Here is a 20,575-nt window from a genome sequence, read left to right on the forward strand (position 1 = left end):
TTTTTGTGATTATTCCCTTATATATAATTGATGAGCGCGATTGGCTTTGCCACAAGTAAAACGATCTTTGTTAGAAGATGAAAAATCTAGGCAATACTGAACCCCAACCGAAAATCGACCCCTCTGTTTCAGAGGATTCTCACAAAGCACTCAACCCGGGTGCAGCTTTGCCAACAGATGTAGGGATGGTTCTACAATTGGCAGACGGCAGCATTCAGGCGTGCAATTCTTACGCCGAGAAACTGTTGGGGATGACAGCAGAACAAATGCAGGGTAACACTTCCATCAACAGTCCGTGGCAGACTTTGCGTGAAGATGGCTCGGATTTTCCCGGCGAGATGCACCCGGCGATGGTGGCGCTGCAAACCGGACAACCCTGCTGCAATGTCATCATGGGCTTCTATCAGCCGCAGGGAGAATTGATTTGGTTGAAGATCAATTCTCAACCTTTATTTCAGGGAGATCGATCGACTCCCTACGCCGTAGTTACCACCTTTATAGAAATCGGTCAACCTGGGCCACAATTCGGTGACGCGCTCGCCCAACAAGAGTCAGACATCCTCGAAAGTATGGACGACGGGTTCTTTGCTTTGGATCGAGATTGGCGGTTTACCTACGTTAATTCTCAAGCGGCGCGGTGGATAAATCGACTCTCGAAAGATTTGATCGGCAACAGCGTTTGGGAAGAGTTTCCCGAATCTGCGGGTAGTTTGTTCGAGCAGGAATATCGCCGCTGCGCCACAGAGCAAGTTACAGTTAGTTTTGAATCTTTTTATGGGCCGCTCAATGCTTGGTATGCGGTACGAGCTTATCCGATCGCCTCGGGAATTGCCGTTTATTTTCAAGATGTGACCGACCAGAAAGCCGATCGGGCTGCTTTTATTAAACAAGGGCAAACGGCGCACCAACAACTAGCAGAAATCGAGGCAATTTATGCGAGCGCGCCGATCGGACTTTGCTTTATCGATACTGACTTGCGATTTGTCCGCATGAACGATCGCCTCGCAGAAATTAACGGAGTTCCCGCCGCCGCCCACATCGGTAAAACATTGCGCGAAATCTTGCCACAACAAGCAGATGATTTAGAGCCGCTTTACCGACAAGTTATTGACACTAAAGTTCCCCTCGAACAGCTCGAAGTTCGCGGTAGAAACTCAGCACAGCCGGGAGTAGAACGCGATTGGCTGTTGAGTCTCTATCCGCTGAAAGCCGAGGACGATCGCGTGCTGGGCGTGAATGTGATGGTGTACGAAATTACCGATCGCAAAGCTTCCAAAAAAGAGATTCAACGGCTCAACCAAGAACTAGAGTGGCGAGTTAATGAACTGCAATTAATCCTTGATGCTGTACCCGTCGGGATTGCGATCGCCCGCGACGCTCAGTGTCATGTAATTCGCACTAACAAGTTTGCTCAGTCGATGCTAACAGTGCGCCCGGATGCCAATGTTTCTGCAAGCGGAGACGAAGCCGCACTGCTTCCATTCAAACTATTTAGCAACGGCCAGGAAATCGGGCCAGCAGAGCTCCCAATGCAGCGGGCTGCGGCTTCGGGCGCCCCCGTGCGAGATGCGGAATTTCAAATGGTGCGATCGGACGGGGCGACGTTTGATTGGTTGATGAATGCGGTGCCGTTATTTGACGAGCAGGGCGCAGTCTGCGGCTGTGTATCGGCGTTTGTGGATATTAGCGATCGCAAACAAGTAGAAGCAGCTTTGCGCCGCTCCCAGGAACGCTACCGGACTTTGTTTGAGTCCCTAGACGAAGGCTTTTGCGCGATCGAAATGCTGTTTGACGACAACCAAAAGCCGATCGATTACCGCTTTTTGGAAGTCAATCCCGCCTTTGAGAAACAAACCGGACTCCTACAAGCTGTCGGTAAAACTGCACGCGAACTCGTTCCAGAACTCGAAAATTATTGGTTCGATATCTACGGCAAAGTTGCGCTGACAGGGGAAGCAGTGCGCTTTGAACACGGCTCGGAAGTGATGAACCGCTGGTTTGAGGTTTCGGCGTTTCGCACTCCTGAGCCGCAGAGCCGCCAAGTCGCCGTACTTTTCAAAGACATCAGCGATCGCAAACAGGCGGAAAATCGCCTGCGCCAACAGTCGGAGCAACTGCGGCTGTTCGTGAAACATACGCCTGCTGGGGTAGCGATGTTTGACCGCCAGATGCGGTATATGCTGGTGAGCGATCGCTGGCTGACAAGTTACGGGCTCGGCGCTCAAAACATTGTAGGCCGATCGCACTACGATATCTTTCCCGATGTACCCGATAGTTGGAAACAAATCCACCAGCGCTGTCTGGCGGGAGCAGTCGAAATGTGCCAAGAAGACCCGTTTCCCCGCGCTGATGGCTCGATCGACTGGGTGCGCTGGGAAATTCACCCGTGGCGAACCAACAGCGGTGACATTGGCGGCATCATGATTTTTTCCGAAGTAATCACCGAGCGCAAAAACGCTGAACTCGCGCTGCAATTGGCAAACCAGCAAGTCAGCAATATTATCGAAAGTATTACCGATGCCTTTATCGCGATCGATTCGCAATGGCGCTATACCTACGTTAATGCCACGGCTGAAAAACTGCTTGCTCGATCGAGAAACGACTTGTTAGGTCGATCGATCTGGGAGCTATTTCCCGGCGAAGGAGAATCCAATTCGACGGTATATCAAGAATTTCATCGAGTCATTTCCGAGCAAGTTTCTGTCAAGTTTCAAGAGTTTTCGCCGTCGCTGCAAATGTATATAGAAGTCAGCGCCTATCCAGCAGCCGAAGGACTTACGGCTTATTGGAGCGATATTAGCGATCGCAAACGCACAGAAGCAGAACTGCGACAAAAAAATGCAATTTTGAACGTGATTAACGAGTCAGCACCCACGCCAATTTTTGTCAAAGATCGACAAGGATGTATTATTTATGCCAATCCAGCCACCCTGGAGGCGCTGGGAAAACCTGCCGATCAAGTAATTGGCCGGCGCGATCGCGATTTATACCCAATAGCAGAACTGGGAGCGATCGTCAGCGCTAACGATCGGCGGATTATGGAATCCGGTCAAACAGAAATCGTCGAAGAATCTCCCGATGGAATTCGCACATTTCTGGGAACAAAAGCTCCCTACCGCAATGAAGCCGGAGAAGTCATCGGCTTGATTGGCATTTCCAACGACATCACAAATCGCAAGCGAGCCGAAGTCGCGCTGCAAGAACAAACGAAGTTACTGCAAGTAATTATAGACAGCATAGGTGACGCTTTGATTCTCGCCAACCAACAAGGGGAATTTGTGCTGTTTAACCGCGCAGCCGTGGGAATGTTCGGTCAGCTAACCAATGAAAAATCCGCTGAGGAATGGTCTAGTACCTACGGACTATATTTAGCAGACCAAAAAACCCTTTTTCCTGAAAATGAACTACCTTTAACCAGAGCAATCAAAGGTGAATATGTCAATGATGTAGCGATATTTGTCCGCCGCCAAGATTGCGAAGGTCGCTGGATCAGTATCAGCGGTTATCCGGTAGTTGATACTAGCAGCACAATCACCGGCGGAGTGATTGTCTGTCGGGATATCACAGAACGCAAACAATCGGAAGCAGCGCTGATCGAGAGCGAAGCGCGATTCCGCAATATGGCGAACAACGCTCCATTTATGGTCTGGGTAACAGACTCCACAGGCTACTGCACTTTCTTAAGCCAAAGCTGGTATGAATTTACAGGTCAAACTGAGGAAACTGGTTTGGGATGGGGTTGGATTAACGCGGTACATCCAGAAGACCGAGAACACGCCATGAAGGCATTTTTGATCGCCCACCAACGCCAGGAAATTTATAGTACGGAATTTCGCCTGGGACGCCCCGACGGCCGATATTCTTGGGCGTTGGATGCGGCTGTTCCCCGATTTACAGAAAGCGGACAATTTGAGGGTTATATCGGCTCTGCGATCGACATTACAGAGCGCAAACAAGTGGAAACCGAGCGCGATATGGTTCTGCAATTGGAACAAACGGCGCGCGCCGAAGCCGAGCGAGCTAACCGGATCAAAGACGAGTTTCTAGCGGTACTTTCTCACGAGTTGCGATCGCCCTTAAATCCGATTTTAGGCTGGTCGCAACTGCTGCAAAGTGGCAAACTGAGCGCGGCTAAAACCGCCCAAGCGTTGGAGACAATTGAGCGCAACGCCCGACTGCAATCTCAATTAATCGAAGACTTGCTCGACGTGTCTCGGATTCTGCAAGGAAAACTCAGATTGAATGTTGCTCCGGTGAAGATCGCAACCATTATCTTGTCTGCTTTGGAAACCGTGCAACTAGCAGCCGAAGCTAAAAAGATTCAAATTCAAACAATCTTAAATCCAGATATCGGACTCGTTGTCGGCGATACAGGTCGCTTGCAGCAAATTGTGTGTAATTTGTTATCGAACGCGGTGAAATTCACGCCAGAAGGCGGTAGAGTTGAAGTTAAATTAGCGCAAATCGCACGCGAAGTTCAAATTCAAGTTTCAGACACGGGTAAAGGCATTATTCCCGATTTTTTGCCCTATGTTTTCGAGCATTTCCGACAAGAAGACGGCGCCACAACTCGCAAATTTGGCGGCTTGGGATTGGGATTGGCGATCGTCCGCCAACTGATCGAACTTCACGGCGGAAGGGTGTTTGCAGAAAGCCCCGGAGAAGGTCAAGGAGCGACGTTTACGGTGAGATTACCGCTATTAAATGATGATTCTAGAACGCAGGAGGAGACAGCCGTCAATTCATCTGAGAGTGCCGATCTTTCATCTTGGCCGCTCGCTGGATTGAGAATTTTGGTGGTAGATGATGAGCCGGACTCGCGCGATTTTGTCGCCTTCGTGCTAGAGGACGCGGGTGCAGAGGTGATTTCCCTGTCATCTGCTGCTGAGGCGTTGCTGTCGATCGTCCAAACTGCACCGGATTTGCTCGTCAGCGACATCGGAATGCCCGAGATGGACGGGTATATGCTGATCCGTCACATCCGCACTCAACTGCCGCCAGAGTATCGGGGGCTAGCGGCGATCGCCCTAACAGCCTATGCTGGAGAAGCCAACGAACGGCAAGTTTTGCAAGCCGGATTTCAAAAGCACTTATCTAAGCCGATCGATCCGAGTGAGTTAGTTGCTACTTTGACACTCCTGGGCTCAGATGAGCGTGAGGATTCTTAGTTCAACGATCGGACTTAAATTAAGAGCGTTTCCGCACCTAACCCAGAGATCCAGTCTCCCTAAGCGTTTACGATCTTGCTAGATCGAAGTTCCGACGTGCCCCGTCGTACCTATCCCGCGATTTAGGATATTAATTGCAGCATTACGATCTCTATCCATCTCGCATCCACATTCACAAATATGGGTTCGGGTGGATAGAGATTTTTTAACTACTTCCCCACACTTACTGCATTCTTGACTGGTATAAGCAGGGTTCACCGCAATAGTAATCCGACCAAAGACTTTTCCAAAATATTCTCAAAACATTCTGAATTGATACCAAGAAGCATCACCAATTGATTTTGCCAAGCAGTGATTTTTAATCATGTTGGACACTCTCAAATCTTCATAAACCACTACGTCGTTTGACGTGATTACGCACCTTGCCAATTTGATAGCATGGTCTTTACGCTGTCTACTTATTTTGAGATGTCGCTTACCTAAAATCACTCTAGCTTTTCGGCGATTTAACCCACCTTTTACCTTCCGGCTTACAAGACGTTGGGCACGTTTTAACCGTGTTTCACCTTGACGCAGAAACTTAGGGTTCGGAACCGTTTCACCATTTGAATCAGTGTAAAACTCTTTCAGTCCGACATCTAATCCAATAGTTTTACCCGTGACTGCCACCGTTTCCAATCGGTCTACTTGAACGCAGAACTGGACGTAATATCCATCTGCACGCTTGACCAGCCTCACCCGTTTAATCTGGTCTGGTTGATAAAAATTTAGGTCGCGAGTGCCTTTTAACTTCAGCCTCCCAATTCCACACTTGTCGGTAAATGTGATTGATTTTCTGTCTTCTGAAAGCTTCCAAGAATTGGTTTTGTACTCAACTGAACGACAATCTTTTTGGAACTTGGGAAACCCAACTTTTTTACCTTTAACTCCTTGTTTGATGTTTTCATAGAAGCGAGAAATACTAGCCCATGCTCTTTCTGCACTAGCTTGTCGTGCCATCGCACCTAACTTGTTTGCAAAGTCAAATTCAGAAGCCAAAATCGCACAATACTTAGAAAGCTCGAACCATGATTTCGCTCCACCATCAATCCAAAGCCGGATCGATTTGTTGCGAATGAATTGACAAATTCTAATCGCTTCATCGATTGCCTGAAACTGATTTGGTTTTGCGTAAGCCTTGAATTCGAGAGTGAGCATCTTGTTTTCCTCCTACCATTCCTATGATAACACATTTATCATAGGAATGGTTGCTCCTCTCCAAAAACATGGAGAAAGTCCCTTGGAAGGCGATGTACTGAGCGTAGCCGAAGTGGGGAGGCTCTAACCCCATTTTTTCGGTAGCGCGATCGATCGCAGGATCGTATAACACACACAATAGGTTCATAGTGAGGACTTCAGTCCTCTTCCTTGCGATCGCGCCTCAAACTTCGCTATTATAAACAGTTCGAGTTAAAACCCAGAAGCAACGATCATGGCCAAGCGCGTCCAATTAGTTTTAAACAAAGATGTCAGCAAACTCGGCAAAGCTGGCGACGTAGTAGAAGTAGCCCCAGGCTACGCCCGCAACTACCTAGTACCCCAAGGAATGGGATTTAAAGCCACTCCCGGCATTCTCAAGCAAGCAGCGCGCCGCAGAGAAGAAGAAAGACTGCGCCAGCTAGAGCTCAAGCAGCAAGCCGAAGTCCGCAAAGCCGCCTTGGAAGCAGCCGGGCCTTTCATCATCTCCAAGCAAGTCGGCGAAGGAGACGCGATTTTTGGTACAGTCACCAACCAAGAAGTAGCAGAGCTGATTTTCAACTCTACCAGTCAAGAAGTCGATCGGCGCGGCATCACCCTACCCGAAATTCGTGGCACTGGTACATACAAAGCTGAAATCAAACTCCACGCTGAAGTTACCGCCGAAGTTAATATTCAAGTTGTCCCGATGTAATTTAAGAGTCATTAGTCATGGGGCATGGGGCATGGGGCATCGGGCATGGGGGATGGGGCATGGGGCATCTTGCCCGCTCGCGAAGTCGAAGGGTGGGCATGGGGCATGGGGCATGGGGCATGACCAATTCCCAATTACTAATCGGTAATGACTAATAACCAACGACCAATGACCAATGCCTTGTTTGGCCAATGCCCAATGCCCTGTTTCGCCAATCCCCAATGACCTGCGCGGGCCCATGCCCAATTCCCCATGCCCCATGCCCCACTGCCCTATTCCCAATGCCCAATGCTCAATGCCCAATGCCCTGCGCGGGCCCATGCCCCATTCCCCATTCCCCATGCCCCATGCCCCATGCCCAATGACTGAGGACTATTGACTAATGAGCGATTTGATGCCGACAAATATAGAGGCAGAGGAAGCAATTTTGGGCGGGATTTTAATCGACCCCGAAGCTATTTCCCGAATTTCTGAAATCTTGCGACCAGAGTTTTTTGCCATCACCGCTCATCAAGTCATTTATCGATCGGCATTAGGGCTATTTTTGCAAGGTCAACCGACGGATTTAATGACCGTAACGACTTGGCTGACGGATCGCAACCAGTTAGAACAAGTCGGAGGATTAACTAAATTAGCACAATTAGTCGATCGCACAGTTTCAGCAGTCAACATCGACCAATATGCTGCCCTAGTCGAAGACAAATATCAGCGCCGCCGATTGATCGAAGCGGGCAACAACATAGTACAATTAGGTTACGAGACAGCAGCGCCACTAGAAACAGTCTTAGACCGCGCCGAACAAGAAGTTTTCAGCATCACTCAAGACCGCCCGCAACAAGATTTAGTATCGATCGGCGAAACCCTAAACCAAACATTTCAAGACCTAGAAAATCGCAATGAAGGCCTCACGCTTCCCGGTATTCCGTGCGGTTTTTATGATTTAGATGCCATGACAGGAGGCTTTCAGCGATCGGATTTAATCATCGTTGCTGGGAGGCCGGCAATGGGCAAATGCTCTACGGATGAGTCCGTTATATTACAAAGCGATGGAAGCCTTGTTACCATTAAAGAAATCTATCATAAACGTCAAGCAGAATTACTAACATTAGGAAAAGATTTGCAATTTCACCTAACTAAACCATCAGCTTTTATAGATGATGGAATTAAGCCTGTATTTCGGATAACAACAAGACTGGGACGCTTTATAGAAACTACAATTACACACCCATTTTTAACAATTAAGGGTTGGCGACAGTTGGGGGAAATACAAGTAGGCGACAAAATTGCTGTACCCCGCAAGATGGATGTTTTTGGTAAAGAAACCATTCGCGACTGTGAAGTTAAATTATTAGCTTATCTAATTGGCGACGGGTGTTTGACACAGAGTGCGCCACACTTCACTAATGGAAATACTGCTATACTGCAAGATTTTGCTGAAGCTGCTACTAACTTCGGAGGTCTTACGCTCCGATTCAACGATAAAGGGAGGCGCGCACCCGAATATCGCGTTATCGGCGATCGAAAAAGTTACAGAGATAGTATAAAAAACTTTGGTTATAATTTACAGATAATCCTTCTCAAACGAGATTTCGATCCTAAAAAATTAGCGCTAGAATTGGAAGTTCCACCGCGATTAGTCCGGTCTTGGATGGAAGGAATAGCATTTCCCAATCAAAAATTATTTAGTGGCATTTGTAGAGTTTTAAGAGTAGAACCAGAACACATAGCCGATGAGGGAATGGATGTTATTAATACAAGTCATAAAAATCCCCTGACACATTGGTTAGAAAAGTTAGGTCTGATGGGGAAAAATGCTCACCAAAAAACCGTACCGGATATAGTGTTTAGATTGCGGCGATCGCAAGTTGCCCTTTTCCTCAACCGCCTCTTTTCCACTGACGGCTGGGCTACCCTACTTACCAGCGGTCAATCTCAACTAGGCTACTGTTCTGTTAGCGAAGGATTAGCTAGACACGTACAGCATCTACTGCTGAGATTTGGTATCATTGCCGCCCTCAAAAAGCGTTTAGTCAAATACAAAAATACTCGCAACCCAGCTTGGTTTATCGATATTACTGACGCAAAATCTATCAATATATTCATATCAGAAATTGGCATTTTTGGAAAAGAGGCAGCATTATTCAAAGTAAAAGAAGCATTAAAAAATAAAGAATACCACAGTAACCGCGATTTAATTCCTGTCGAGGCTTGGGAATATTTAGAATTAGCAAAAGGCAACGAATCTTGGGCATGTCTAGCAAAACGTGCAGGTATCAAAGGTTATTCCAATATTCACGTTGGTAAACGTGCGTTGTCCAGAGAAAGATTTTTAGTTTTAGCAACTGCCCTAGATAATTTGTCACTGAAACAACTAGCAAATAGCGAGGTCTACTGGGATGAAATAGTTTCGATCGAACCGATGGGAAACAAGCAAGTCTATGACTTAACAATCCCGGAGACTCACAATTTTGTTGCTAACGATATCTGCGTTCACAATACGGCCTTTTGTACCAATATCGCCCACCACATCGCCGCTGGACAGCAAAAATTACCGGTTGCCGTTTTTAGCTTGGAAATGTCGAAAGAACAGCTAGTGCAGCGTATTCTGTCCAGCGAAGCCAAAATAGAAAGTAACCGTTTGCGATCGGGCAGAATCAGTCAAAACGAATGGGAGCCAATCAGTACAGCCATTGGTAACTTATCAGAACTACCATTGTTTATTGATGATACTCCTAATATTACCGTGATGGAGATTCGCTCCAAAGTCCGCCGCCTCCAAGCAGAACAAGGCGGATCTCTCGGATTAATCTTACTAGATTACCTGCAATTAATGGAAGGTAGCAGCGACAACCGCGTGCAAGAATTATCTCGAATTACCAGAAGTCTCAAAGGTTTAGCCCGCGAGATCAACGTGCCGATTATTGCTTTGTCTCAGTTGAGTCGAAGTGTGGAAGCGAGGACAAATAAGCGGCCGATGATGTCGGATTTACGGGAATGTGTTACTGGTGATACGCCCGTGCTGTTAGCGGATGGTCGCCGAGTTCCAATTCGCGACTTAGTGGGACAAGAGCCAATGGTATTGGCGATGAATCACCTAGAAAAGATTGCGGTGGCGAAAAGTGACAAGGTTTGGCGAGTAGGAGTCAAGCCTGTTTTTGTCCTTAAGTTAGCGAGTGGCAGAACCCTCAAGGCTACGGCTCAACATCGAATCTACACAGAGCAAGGTTGGCAAGAGTTAAAGTCGATTCAAGTGGGAAGTCGGGTGGCGATCGCCAGATTTATTCCTGAGCCTCAGAAGCCAATTAACTGGAAGGAACATGAAATTTCTTTGCTAGCTCACTTGATGGGAGATGGTAGCTATCTGATTGGTTCCGCAGGCTGCAAAGTAGCAGATGCTGGGCGCTTGAAGATGAAAATTGCCGGAATCAATGCTAATCCTAACCGAGATACTTGGCCTAAAGAAGTATTTCAGACTATTCGTGAGCGTATGCGGGAATGTAATGTCACCACACGCCAGATGTCTAAACTGAGAGAAACAGCCTACGGTGGTTCTTCCCACTTCAGTTTTGCTCCTTCACGAGAAACGGTTTTAGATTATGGCAAACTTCTGGATAGTGATGCCTTGGTTAAAAAAGCATCTTCTGACTTGTTCTGGGATGAAGTGATTAATATCTCAGCAGCGGGAGAAGAGGAAGTCTTTGACTTGACTGTTCCTGGTGTCGAATCTTGGTTAGCTGATGGCATTGTCAGTCATAACTCTGGATCGATTGAACAAGACGCCGATTTAGTAATTATGTTGTATCGTGATGAATATTATAACCCCGATTCGCCCGATCGCGGAATTGCCGAAGTAATCATTACCAAACACAGAAACGGCCCCACAGGCATCATCAAACTATTATTTGACGCCCAATATACCTCGTTTCGCAATCTGGCATCTCCAAAGCGCTCTTAAATCAAATCAAACCAAGGCGGTAAAATAGGTTCGTAGTAGGGACTTCAGTCCTGATTGACTAATAGCCTTACGAGAGGACTTAAGTCCTAACTCAATACGGTTCACTTAACGTTTTTTTGTCCCCAGCGATCGCGCCCCAGAGCAATCTCCGTATCTATTTTTCCAGAAGTATTTTACCATTAGAGCGGTCGATAGCGAACCGTATTGCGCTATAAAACTGCGGACTGAAGTCCGCACTACGAACACAATAGCGGTCGATCGTGAACCGTATTGAGTCTCACTACCAACATATAACAGAAACCCGGTTTCTTAATACAAAAACCGGGTTTACAAACAGCTTAAAAGTTTTACGCTTAGTTAGGTTGAGCTACCTACCCAGCGATTTTCAATAATTCCACATCAAAAATCAGCGTAGCATTAGGAGGAATCACCCCGCCCGCACCGCGAGCACCGTAACCTAGTTCAGGGGGAATAATCAACTTGCGGCGTTCTCCAACTTTCATTGTACCGACACCTTCATCCCAACCCTTAATTACTTGACCGACGCCAATTTTGAATTGAAAAGGAGAATTGCGATCGCGCGAACTATCAAATTTCGTGCCATCCTCCAAAGTGCCAGTGTAGTGCACTACAACCGTCTGACCGGTTTTTGGAGTCGCCCCATCACCTTCTTTCAATTCAACATATTTCAAGCCTGAATCTGTGGTGACAGTTTTCTCAGTATTATCAGTCATGTTATTGCCAGCGATAGTAGCTGGTTCTTTTGGTAAATTAGCATCAGCTACTAGCAAGCTATCTTCAGTGAAAGACTTCGCTGAGAGGATCTCAAGCGCAGCATCGGTTACAGGATTATTCACTTCGGAGGCAACTGCTGTAGGTACATAGCCGCTCATTTGAGCGACGATCAAAAACACAAAACAAACCAGCATTATTCCCAAGCTGACCAGAATTCCTTGCAAAATTAATCCTCCTGAGACTTTTAAACGCGATATCTCAGATATCTAAGACATCTAGTACAACAACAACTACAAAATTTTATCTGAACTTTTCCGCCAAAACATGGCGGGTGCCAGTTAATTTTAAAGGCAAAAGTATCAAGTCAGAATGTTGGTAATTTTACTTTCTGGGTTCTTGAGCCTTCTGCCTTCGGGTGATAATCTTATCACAAGATAGGAGCGAATTACGATCGCCCGATGTTAGCGAAGCTTGCAAAAGACGATCGCCCTTAGCGCCAGTTACGGTTTTCTAGATCCCGCATCTGACGTTCGAGACGATCGAGCCTGCCGCGCAACTCATCCATTTCCGACTGTCGGGGAACGCCCATATCTTGCAGCATATTCCGGAGTTGGCGCTGCAACTGCGTATCCCAATTTCCCTGCTCGGACTTGAGATGTTCAGTCACGTCATCGACAAAGGTTTTGGCTTGCTCGGGATTGATTTTGCCATCTTTGACCCATTGCTCGCTGGCTTCCTGCAATTTTTCCGCCACCAGGGAGGTAGTACCAATGCCCAGCATTACCAGTTGTTTGAGTAAGTTGCTATTGTTATCCATAGATTTTTCCTACTGTTTGCCCCAAAATACCCGATCGGCTCAGGTCGCCTGCGGTCGCTGCGAAACCCTTTGTACAATTTAAGTTACATCAGCACTGACCTACCTTTCTATTTTGGAGCATCCAGCAGCCTGCTGGCGAGTTTAACCCGCCAATGGGCGTTCGGAAAACCCGCTAAGAAGCCTCCCGACAAAATTACCCCACCACCCTGCTGTCCAATGCCTGAGTGTCCCCGCTGTCACCAACCTGTAGACTCCCGAGCGATCGCCTGCGGGCATTGCAAAACCCCTCTCAAAGCTTTCGGTCATCCGGGTATCCCGCTCTATCGATCGCCATCCGCAGAATTTCTGTGCGCTACCTGTATTTACCACGAAGACGACACCTGCAACTACCCGCAGCGTCCCTTCGCCAAAGAATGCACGCTTTATCACGATCGAGCTGAGCCGCTGGTACCACAGACGAGCCGTTATATCAGTGGCGGTTGGCCCCAATCAATCAAAAATTGGTGTCAGCGAAATGTCGTTTGGTTGGCTTTATTTGGTTTAATTATTATTAGCATTGCCTTGTCCATTTAATCTAATTATATCAAGCGTAGAATAGAGATATCTGCGTCGGTCGGGGTTGCTCTGTGGTTCATTCTCTAAATTATCCATGAGTTACGTATTCGGCATCGACGGCGGCGGAACTAAAACTATCTGCGTCTTAATGGACGAAAACAGCGTTGTTTTGGGACGCGGGGAAGCAGGGGCGTCAAATTATCAAAGCCAGGGAATTGAGAAAGCAAAACAATCGATTCAATTGGCGATCGAACGAGCAGTTCTGTCCGCTCAAATTGAGGCGGATAGCACTCTCAACATAGAAGCAATTTGTCTGGGACTAGCAGGCGTCGGGCGTCCAAAAGATATTGAAATAGTGCAATTTGTAGTGCAGAACTTGCAGTTGACGAATACTTTACCAGTAACCCGATCGCTCTTACCGAGGAATATCCTAATTTGCAGCGACTGCGCGATCGCACTTGTGGGCGGTACTGGCCATCCAGTCGGTATCGCCGTTATTGCTGGAACTGGTTCGATTGTTTTCGGCCAAAACCGTCAAGGGAAAACTAAACGAGTCGGCGGTTGGGGATATATTTTAGGCGATGAAGGTAGCGGATATGACATCGCTGTTGCCGGTTTGCAAGCTGCTTTGAAGTTCTATGACGGACGCTCCGAGTTTACGGCGCTTGCGGAAAAATTTCAACAGCATTTAGCTCTAAATAACTTGGAAGAATTGGTAGAAGTCATTTACCGGCGCGGTTGGGGAGTAACAGAAATTTCAGCTTTAGCGCCGATTGTCGATCGAGCCGCAGCAGAGGGCGATGGCGTCGCTGACGGCATTATTAGTCGTGCTGTGGCAGAATTAACATTTTCAACAGAAACAGCCTTTTCAGCGCTGTTTAGCCCCACAGAGGAATTTGAAATTGTGACCATCGGAGGTGTGTGGGGCTCAGAGGCAAATTTCCGGGGTAGGTTTGAAAGTGCCATAAGTGCGATCGCCCCGAATGCTAAAGTAATTTCGCCCCGATACGAACCAGCTTTCGGTGCTGGATTGTTAGCCTTAAACGCTCTCAAGTCTTAAGGTCGTCCCCTGACGCTTCATTTTGGGATTTCAGCTTAACTTAGTTCGCGATCGCACTCTGAGACCAGAAACCGGGTTTTTTACCAAAATATTTGCCCAAAACCCTCAAGTTCGGTTCAAAAACCCGGTTTCTTGATTCTGGTGCGATCGCGAACTATAACTGCTAACTGCTAACTTAGGATCGCGAATTAAATAATTTACACAAGTTTGTGGGACGGGCTCCCCCGCCCATCCCACAAGAACCATCAAATTGTAAGTTGACCGCTTGACAGTTGACAATTAACAGCGACCTCTACCTAGAAGGAAGAGGATTGGAGTAATGAATAGTCTTCTTTTAATTTATCCCTATAAGGGATAGGCTTTAAACCAATTCTTTCTGGTAAGTTATTTAATTCTCATTCCTTAGTTAGCGATCGCACTCTGAGACCAGAAACCGGGTTTTTTACCAAAATATTTGCCCAAAACCCTCAAGTTCGGTTCAAAAACCCGGTTTCTTGGTTCGGGTGCGTCCATGACTGAATTGCTAGCTGCTAAGGGGAGGATGAATCCAAATCTCTCCTTTATCTTCCTTATCTTCCCGATCGCCCCAGTCAGGTCGATTTTCTCAATTTTGCCAAAATTTAAAATTCTTGATTATCTACCTTATCTTCCCAACTGGCAGAATTCGGGCCTGCCATCATTAAAACATCAAATGAATGCGAAACCACAAACAGATTTAGCAGTAGTACATTCCTAAGTAAAACAAAACCAAAACAAGGAGACAAATTATATGATTACTTCTCAAAAATGGCGTTCAGCAACAGCAGCAATTCTCGCAGTGGGAATTACAGTTGCAACCAGCGCGCCCCTGGTGGTAGCTACTCCCGCATCAGCTCAACAACGAATTTCACAATTTGATAGCATCCGAATTCCGTCTGGTAGTGTAATTCCAGTTAGCTATGAAAAAGACAAAATTGTTGTCACCACCGAAGAAACTGCACCTTTAACACTAACAGTAGCGCGAGACATCCGCACAGATCGAGGAAGAGTATTAATCCCCGCAGGTAGCCAAATTGTCGGGGAATTGCGACCTGTCAGAAGTGGCAATCAAAGGGGTACTCAATTTGTTGCCAGAGAGTTAATTGTCAGCCGCCGCCAACGCTATCGGATTGATGGCTATTCGGGAGTTATTACCAGAACCGAAAGAGTTCAAAAAGGTGCCGGCACAGGTTCCGTAGCGCAAGGTGCAGCATTGGGTGCAGCAGCAGCAGCAGCCCTAGCAGGCATTACCGGCGACAAGGCGATCGCCACTGAAGAAGTATTGGGCGGCGCTGGGATCGGCGCATTAGCGGGAGTATTGTTGGGGCGGCGCAGTTTTGACGCGATCGTGATTCGCCCGGAAGAAGATTTATCAGTGAGATTGCGATCGGACATCGTGCTGCGGTAATATTAGAATCTTCCGATTAATTATTTGCAGCAAAACATTGTCGATCGCAAACTTGTGGTCTCCCGATAATTGGCTAGGCATACTATTAAGGTTGTGCTTGGCCATGTTTGTTGGCGGAATTATTGGATGGGAGCGCCAACTCAGACACAAACCAGCGGGATTGAGAACTCATATGCTCGTAAGTATGGGTTCTGCGCTATTTGTTTTAATACCGCTGGCAATAGGTAAAAATGAAAATGGACGAGATGCGATCGAGCGCGTAATTCAAGGCATTGCTGCCGGGGTTGGGTTTTTGGGAGGCGGAGAAATCCTGCGGCAAAATCAGCAAGAAGCAGGGAAAGCTGAAGTTCACGGACTCACCTCTGCCGCCGCTATCTGGGTATCAGCAGCTTTAGGAACTGCGGCAGGATGCGGGTTATGGCAACTTGCATTAATTGGCGCTTTTATGTCGCTGTTTGTTCTGAGAGTAATTAAAGAGTTAGAGCGTCGGAGTCATCGGAAATAATCTATCTCCGTGAAAATACGGTGGCTTGTGTACTCTTTGGCAGCCGTTAAAAGTTACAGATAGACTCTGGTTTGATGGGACAAGTCTGATTTGCGATCGGATTGCCGCCGAGGCTGAGGTAAGTTAGTTTGGTGAGAGATTTCAGGGGTGTAATGTCTGATATATTATTGCTGTTGAGGTAGAGGTTATCTAAACTTGAAAGCTTCTGGTTTGCTGGTTCGCACTCATTAGTTTCAGCTTGCTCCAACAACAAATCAACAGTACGTCTAGCCTCTGGGTTCAGATTAGCTTTATTGGTGCACCAATCGATAAAAGTTCTGTAGTTGGCTGTCGGTGTTTGCTGTCCGAGCGCCTCCGGTAATCTGTATCCGCCAAGAATTATAATTAAACACAGACTGAAGACAATACATTGCCAAGCATACCGCTTCCCAATCCTGGGCAAATTTCTATTATTACCTAAAAGCTTTTCTAACATTTGGCAGTTTTCCTGATTTTTATCAAAATTTCCTAATTTCAGCCATAATAACATGACTTACGCAACTGTTCCGATCGAGGGTTGCGATTGCAAAGCAAAGAGTTCGCAATGACACAAGTACGTTTTTTTGTGTAATTAGTCGCTCAAATATTGTTGGATAAAAAGCAATTATTGCCAAGATTTTTTTTAAATTTGTTAGGAGTTATGCACTCCGACGCAAGAAACCGGGTTTTTAACCGAATCTGCGGGCTGCAACCTGTGTATTGCTGTAAAAACCCGGTTTCTCGCCACTCGTTCATACAGTTTGATGGTTGAGGTGCATAGGGCTAGAAACCCGGTTTCTACGATTTTTGCTCTCCCGTCACGAGAATCGAGGAAGAAACCGGGTTTCACTCTTGTCGCGAATCGCGAATTTTTGAGTTGATGTCAATTAATAGCCATCGAGTTCAAATAGCAAGATTTTTCAGACTAATCATTAGATAAATTTGAGGCGTTTCAACGATCGCATAAGTGGGTTTTTGAGCGTAAAAATTAAGCTCTATCCAGCCCGATGACTGAATAAAGTTGATTAATTTTGTTCATAAATTTTTGGCAAATTAATCGATTCCAAAGACTCTTGCCTGACGCGACCCGCCATCGCAGCTAACTGCAAGCTCATAAAAGCATTCAAATCTTCCAAATCACACTTCGATGAGGAAAAAATATGCTGCATTTCATTTTCCGCTTCCAAACTAAGATATCCAGCGTCAATAGCTTGTTTTACAACTTCACGAATCAGCACGATCGAAATGTTCCTTACTAAAATTGAATGTATCAAAAGCCCACTACTGACTAACAGGAAGTTTCCGAGGCGGTTTCGCCAAAGATTTCAAATTCTTTCAGCTCGCGAGACTCTTGTTTCACCAAACCGGACATAGCTGCTAGTTGCAAATTCATAAAAGCATTTAAGTCTTCCAAGTCATACTTGGTAGTAGTTAACATCCGCCGCAGTTGATTTTCGGCTTCAAGAGTTAAATAACCTAGAGTCAGAGCTTGTTGGGCCAGGTCGCGAATCATTACCATCACACTTTTGAGTTTTATTGTTGAATACCCTCAGTATCAACGGTTTTAACTGACTCCGCAGTGACGGCTATTGCTCTATTTGTGTGACATTTTTAGGGGCCGGCCGTGACAGCCGGAGTCCCAGAGTGTGACTAAGTAATTGCACGGGTGTGACGGCGATCACAGGGGGGAGTGGGAGAGTGGGGGAGTGGGAAAGGGGAGAGTGGGGGAGTGGAATAGGAGGAGAGTGGGCTTCCTTCGGCTTCCTTCGGCTACGCGAGTGGACAAGTCGCTAGCGGGTAAAGAGGGGGAGCATTTTTCTTCTTCTCTGGGACTAATGACTGATGACTAATGACTGCTAGCTACTGCCTTCTACCTTCAGAAGGCTCTCACCGTCTATAATCAGCAAGTTAAATATTTACGGCAAGACCTATGGAAGCAGCACATAAAGATTTGCTACAACAAATAGCCCGATTATCGGAAACTTATGCTAATTTAGCCGATCGCCTGTCAAGAGCAGCTAAACAACTGCAAGACTCCGGCCTTCCTCCTTCCGACAGCTTACTGCAAGAAATTGCCGCCTACAGTCGCAACTTTGCAGAAGTCCAAAAAAAAGCTCTGGATCTCAACAAATCCGCCCTCGCACCGGGGGAAATTACTTCTATCAAAGACATTCAAAACTTAGTCGAGACTGCTGCATCGAGCGCAGGTAAAGCAGAAATTCGCGACGCAGCTTTGAAAGTGCTCGATCGAGTATTGGCGATCGCCCATCGCGAACAAAGCGACTTCGCGCCCTTACAATCAGTTCATGCCAGATCCCGCGAACTGCACCGCGCGATTTCCGAATCAACCCCGACTCAACTGCATTCCGACGCAGAATCCTTAATCAGCGGGAAACACCCAGTTGCAGCAGTGCTCGCCTTAGTCGAACAGCAAGACAAATTAGATGACGAACAGTGGGTGATCCTCGAAGAAACAGTCAGCGCCGCTTTTGGGAAACAAATAGCCGTCGCCATTTCCAGAGGTAAATTAACCATTACTGAGATGGTAAAAGCAGCCCCTGTGAAAGTCGAACCCGCAGTCAAAACAGCGGCAGAACCAAAAATTAGCGCCCAACCTCTGCCCGAAGTGATTATCATCCCGTCGGGAAATGTCGCCCCGAAACAAGTTGCAGTTGCGCCACAAATCCAGATTTTGGAATCCCCCGCCGCGACGGCCCCCATGCACGAGGTGATTATCGTTCCCAGCGTGGAAGTACCGAAGTCCCTCCAAACAAGGGGCTCCGGAAACATTGTCTTTGGGGCACCTCGCGAGATTCAACAAGTGCCAGTAGAGGGCGGTTTGGGATTGAAAGTTTTGGCGCACATTCAGGGAATTGGCGATCGAACTTTCGGTGCTCAAGAATACGCCGGTACAAAAGCTCAAGGGCGGCGCGTCGAAGGATTTCTAATTAATATCGAGCCACCAATTCCCGGCTTAAAAGTCGAGTACATGGCTCACGTCGAAGGTGTTGGCGATACTCCTTGGATTAGCGAAGGAGAATTAGCGGGTTTTCGGGGTCAAGCGAAACGAATTGAAGGATTTGCCGTGCGGTTGAGCGGGCCGCAAGCTGATAAATATGACGTATTTTATAGCGCTCACATTCAGAATATCGGCGACACCAACGTGTCCTCGAACGGCGAATATTGTGGCACTCGCGGCAAAGCTTTGAGAATAGAAGGCATCAAGGTTTGGATCGCGCCGTCTGCGAGTTCCCAAGTTGCGGCGCCTGTGGGTTTAAAAGTGTTGGCGCACATTCAAGGAATTGGCGATCGCACTTTTAGCGATCGAGAATACGCCGGTACCAAAGCTCAAGGCCGCCGCGTCGAAGGTTTTCAAATTAAAATAGAGCCTCCGGTTCCCGGTTTAAATTTGCAGTACATGGCTCACGTTGAAGGAGTTGGCGATACTGCTTGGATTGAGGAAGGGGAATTAGCCGGTTTCCGGGGTAAAGCCAAGCGCATTGAAGGCTTTGCAGCACGGCTGACTGGGGTGCAAGCTGATAATTACGATGTATTTTACACCGCTCACATTCAAAATGTGGGCGATACTCCTGTTGGTTCTAACGGTCAATATTGTGGCACTCGCGGCAAAGGTTTGAGGGTTGAGGGGATGACGGTTTGGGTTGAGCCGAAAGCGTAAACAGTGAGAATGAATGGAAAGTTTGCTGTGGCATTTTCCATTCATTTCAATTACAGCGAGAGAGATTAGATGAAAAACCCGGTTTCTCGCCACCTACAAAGTCTGGGTGCACGCTAATCTCAGAAACCGGGTTTCTTTCTAGATTTTTCGTACTCAACCGAAATTTGTCGCAGAAACCCGGTTTCTCGCCACCCAACGATAGAAATTAGAGAAACCCGGTTTCTTCCCTTATTTTTCGTACTCAACCGAAATTTGTCGCAGAAACCCGGTTTTTTTAGCCTAACTAATATCGCAAATCTTGTGCTAATGGTGCAGCAGGTGCGATAAGCTTTCTACGGCATGGGCGATCGCACTTGGAGCAGTTTCACAAGCGGCGGCTTCGGCGGCGCAGTGGCTGGCGTGGAGTGCGTGTTCGACTGTTTGCGCCCCAGAGTCGATCGCCCTATCAGCTACAAAACAATTAGCCTCGTACTGGCTCATTTCGGCTTGCATCTTTTTGTTAAACTCGGACTGATTCGGTTCCCAGTTGCGGACTGTTTGCACAATCTCGATCCCAGCCCAAACCAGCATTCCGAGGACGATCGCAGCAATCAAGTATTCCATAGCTTTCACAAAAATTGAGGTTGGCTTTATATAATTTAACGCAGCAATTAGCAGCCGGCAGGATAAAATACATCAGATGCGAGTTCGGATGTCCGCCTATTCTAGGATTCGGAACTAAAGCAAG

The 20,575-nt window shown here is 47.1% G+C and carries 17 protein-coding genes and 1 pseudogene; 9 read left to right on the forward strand and 9 right to left on the reverse strand.

The features are described 5' to 3' along the window. Positions 1-77 precede the first annotated feature (77 nt). On the forward strand, positions 78-5,168 hold the full coding sequence (locus tag QUB64_RS01785) for a PAS domain-containing hybrid sensor histidine kinase/response regulator (RefSeq protein ID WP_333273889.1): 5,091 nt from the start codon (positions 78-80) through the stop codon (positions 5,166-5,168). Between the two features lie 78 nt (positions 5,169-5,246). Here the strand turns inward: QUB64_RS01785 and QUB64_RS01790 are convergent. Together QUB64_RS01790 and QUB64_RS01795 are read right to left on the reverse strand one after the other, a co-directional pair. After that, positions 5,247-6,365: pseudogene (locus QUB64_RS01790) on the reverse strand (RNA-guided endonuclease InsQ/TnpB family protein). Continuing rightward, positions 6,307-6,552, reverse strand: a complete 246-nt coding sequence (locus QUB64_RS01795; RefSeq protein WP_333273886.1) for a hypothetical protein — start codon at positions 6,550-6,552, stop codon at positions 6,307-6,309. Before QUB64_RS01795 ends, QUB64_RS01790 begins: the two are co-directional and overlap by 59 nt. 87 nt (positions 6,553-6,639) lie before the next feature. On the opposite strand from QUB64_RS01795, the gene rplI reads away from it, so the two are divergent. Beyond that, entirely contained in the window at positions 6,640-7,098 is a 459-nt protein-coding gene (rplI, locus tag QUB64_RS01800) for a 50S ribosomal protein L9 (protein ID WP_333273883.1), read from the forward strand. A gap of 272 nt (positions 7,099-7,370) precedes the next feature. On the opposite strand, the gene QUB64_RS01805 is transcribed toward rplI, so the two are convergent. Next, positions 7,371-7,502: a hypothetical protein gene (locus tag QUB64_RS01805; RefSeq protein WP_333273880.1), complete on the reverse strand. Its 132-nt coding sequence runs from the start codon at positions 7,500-7,502 to the stop codon at positions 7,371-7,373. Here QUB64_RS01805 and dnaB point away from each other — a divergent pair. Then, the gene (gene dnaB, locus QUB64_RS01810) at positions 7,481-11,053 is read left to right on the forward strand and encodes a replicative DNA helicase (RefSeq protein WP_333273878.1); all 3,573 of its coding nucleotides are present in this window, start codon (positions 7,481-7,483) and stop codon (positions 11,051-11,053) included. The two genes, QUB64_RS01805 and dnaB, sit on opposite strands and share 22 nt — an antisense overlap. 371 nt (positions 11,054-11,424) lie before the next feature. Here dnaB and QUB64_RS01815 read toward each other — a convergent pair whose 3' ends face one another. After that, the gene (locus QUB64_RS01815) at positions 11,425-12,012 is read right to left on the reverse strand and encodes an FKBP-type peptidyl-prolyl cis-trans isomerase (protein ID WP_333273874.1); all 588 of its coding nucleotides are present in this window, start codon (positions 12,010-12,012) and stop codon (positions 11,425-11,427) included. Positions 12,013-12,278: 266 nt separating this feature from the next. Then, complete coding sequence (locus tag QUB64_RS01820) at positions 12,279-12,605, reverse strand: phasin family protein (RefSeq protein WP_265235356.1); 327 nt, start codon at positions 12,603-12,605, stop codon at positions 12,279-12,281. Positions 12,606-12,821: 216 nt separating this feature from the next. Here QUB64_RS01820 and QUB64_RS01825 point away from each other — a divergent pair, with 216 nt between their 5' ends. From QUB64_RS01825 to QUB64_RS01845, 5 genes are all read left to right on the forward strand, one after another. After that, entirely contained in the window at positions 12,822-13,178 is a 357-nt protein-coding gene (locus QUB64_RS01825; protein WP_333274077.1) for a zinc ribbon domain-containing protein, read from the forward strand. Between the two features lie 76 nt (positions 13,179-13,254). Continuing rightward, complete coding sequence (locus QUB64_RS01830; protein ID WP_333273872.1) at positions 13,255-14,220, forward strand: N-acetylglucosamine kinase; 966 nt, start codon at positions 13,255-13,257, stop codon at positions 14,218-14,220. Positions 14,221-14,674: 454 nt separating this feature from the next. Continuing rightward, a complete protein-coding gene (locus QUB64_RS01835; protein ID WP_333273869.1) occupies positions 14,675-14,956 on the forward strand; it encodes a hypothetical protein in 282 nt (93 codons plus the stop codon). Positions 14,957-14,989: 33 nt separating this feature from the next. Continuing rightward, positions 14,990-15,646 (forward strand): hypothetical protein, encoded by a 657-nt coding sequence (locus QUB64_RS01840; protein ID WP_333273866.1) that lies wholly within the window; start codon positions 14,990-14,992, stop codon positions 15,644-15,646. 103 nt (positions 15,647-15,749) lie between these two features. Continuing rightward, the gene (locus tag QUB64_RS01845; RefSeq protein ID WP_333273863.1) at positions 15,750-16,151 is read left to right on the forward strand and encodes an MgtC/SapB family protein; all 402 of its coding nucleotides are present in this window, start codon (positions 15,750-15,752) and stop codon (positions 16,149-16,151) included. 46 nt (positions 16,152-16,197) lie between these two features. On the opposite strand, the gene QUB64_RS01850 is transcribed toward QUB64_RS01845, so the two are convergent. From QUB64_RS01850 to QUB64_RS01860, 3 genes are all read right to left on the reverse strand, one after another. Beyond that, entirely contained in the window at positions 16,198-16,626 is a 429-nt protein-coding gene (locus QUB64_RS01850) for a leucine-rich repeat domain-containing protein (protein ID WP_333273859.1), read from the reverse strand. A gap of 568 nt (positions 16,627-17,194) precedes the next feature. Next, the gene (locus tag QUB64_RS01855) at positions 17,195-17,410 is read right to left on the reverse strand and encodes a hypothetical protein (RefSeq protein WP_333274074.1); all 216 of its coding nucleotides are present in this window, start codon (positions 17,408-17,410) and stop codon (positions 17,195-17,197) included. A gap of 47 nt (positions 17,411-17,457) precedes the next feature. Continuing rightward, entirely contained in the window at positions 17,458-17,688 is a 231-nt protein-coding gene (locus tag QUB64_RS01860; protein WP_333273857.1) for a hypothetical protein, read from the reverse strand. A gap of 411 nt (positions 17,689-18,099) precedes the next feature. On the opposite strand from QUB64_RS01860, the gene QUB64_RS01865 reads away from it, so the two are divergent. Continuing rightward, positions 18,100-19,848, forward strand: coding sequence for a hypothetical protein (locus QUB64_RS01865; protein WP_333273854.1), 1,749 nt, complete (start codon positions 18,100-18,102; stop codon positions 19,846-19,848). A 303-nt stretch (positions 19,849-20,151) separates the two neighbouring features. Here the strand turns inward: QUB64_RS01865 and QUB64_RS01870 are convergent, their stop codons facing one another. Continuing rightward, positions 20,152-20,451 carry a hypothetical protein gene (locus QUB64_RS01870; protein ID WP_333325381.1) on the reverse strand — a complete coding sequence of 100 codons (300 nt, stop codon included), beginning with the start codon at positions 20,449-20,451 and terminating at the stop codon, positions 20,152-20,154. Positions 20,452-20,575 lie beyond the last annotated feature (124 nt).

Source organism: Microcoleus sp. Aus8_D2, assembly GCF_036702665.1.
Lineage (GTDB): Bacteria > Cyanobacteriota > Cyanobacteriia > Cyanobacteriales > Microcoleaceae > Microcoleus.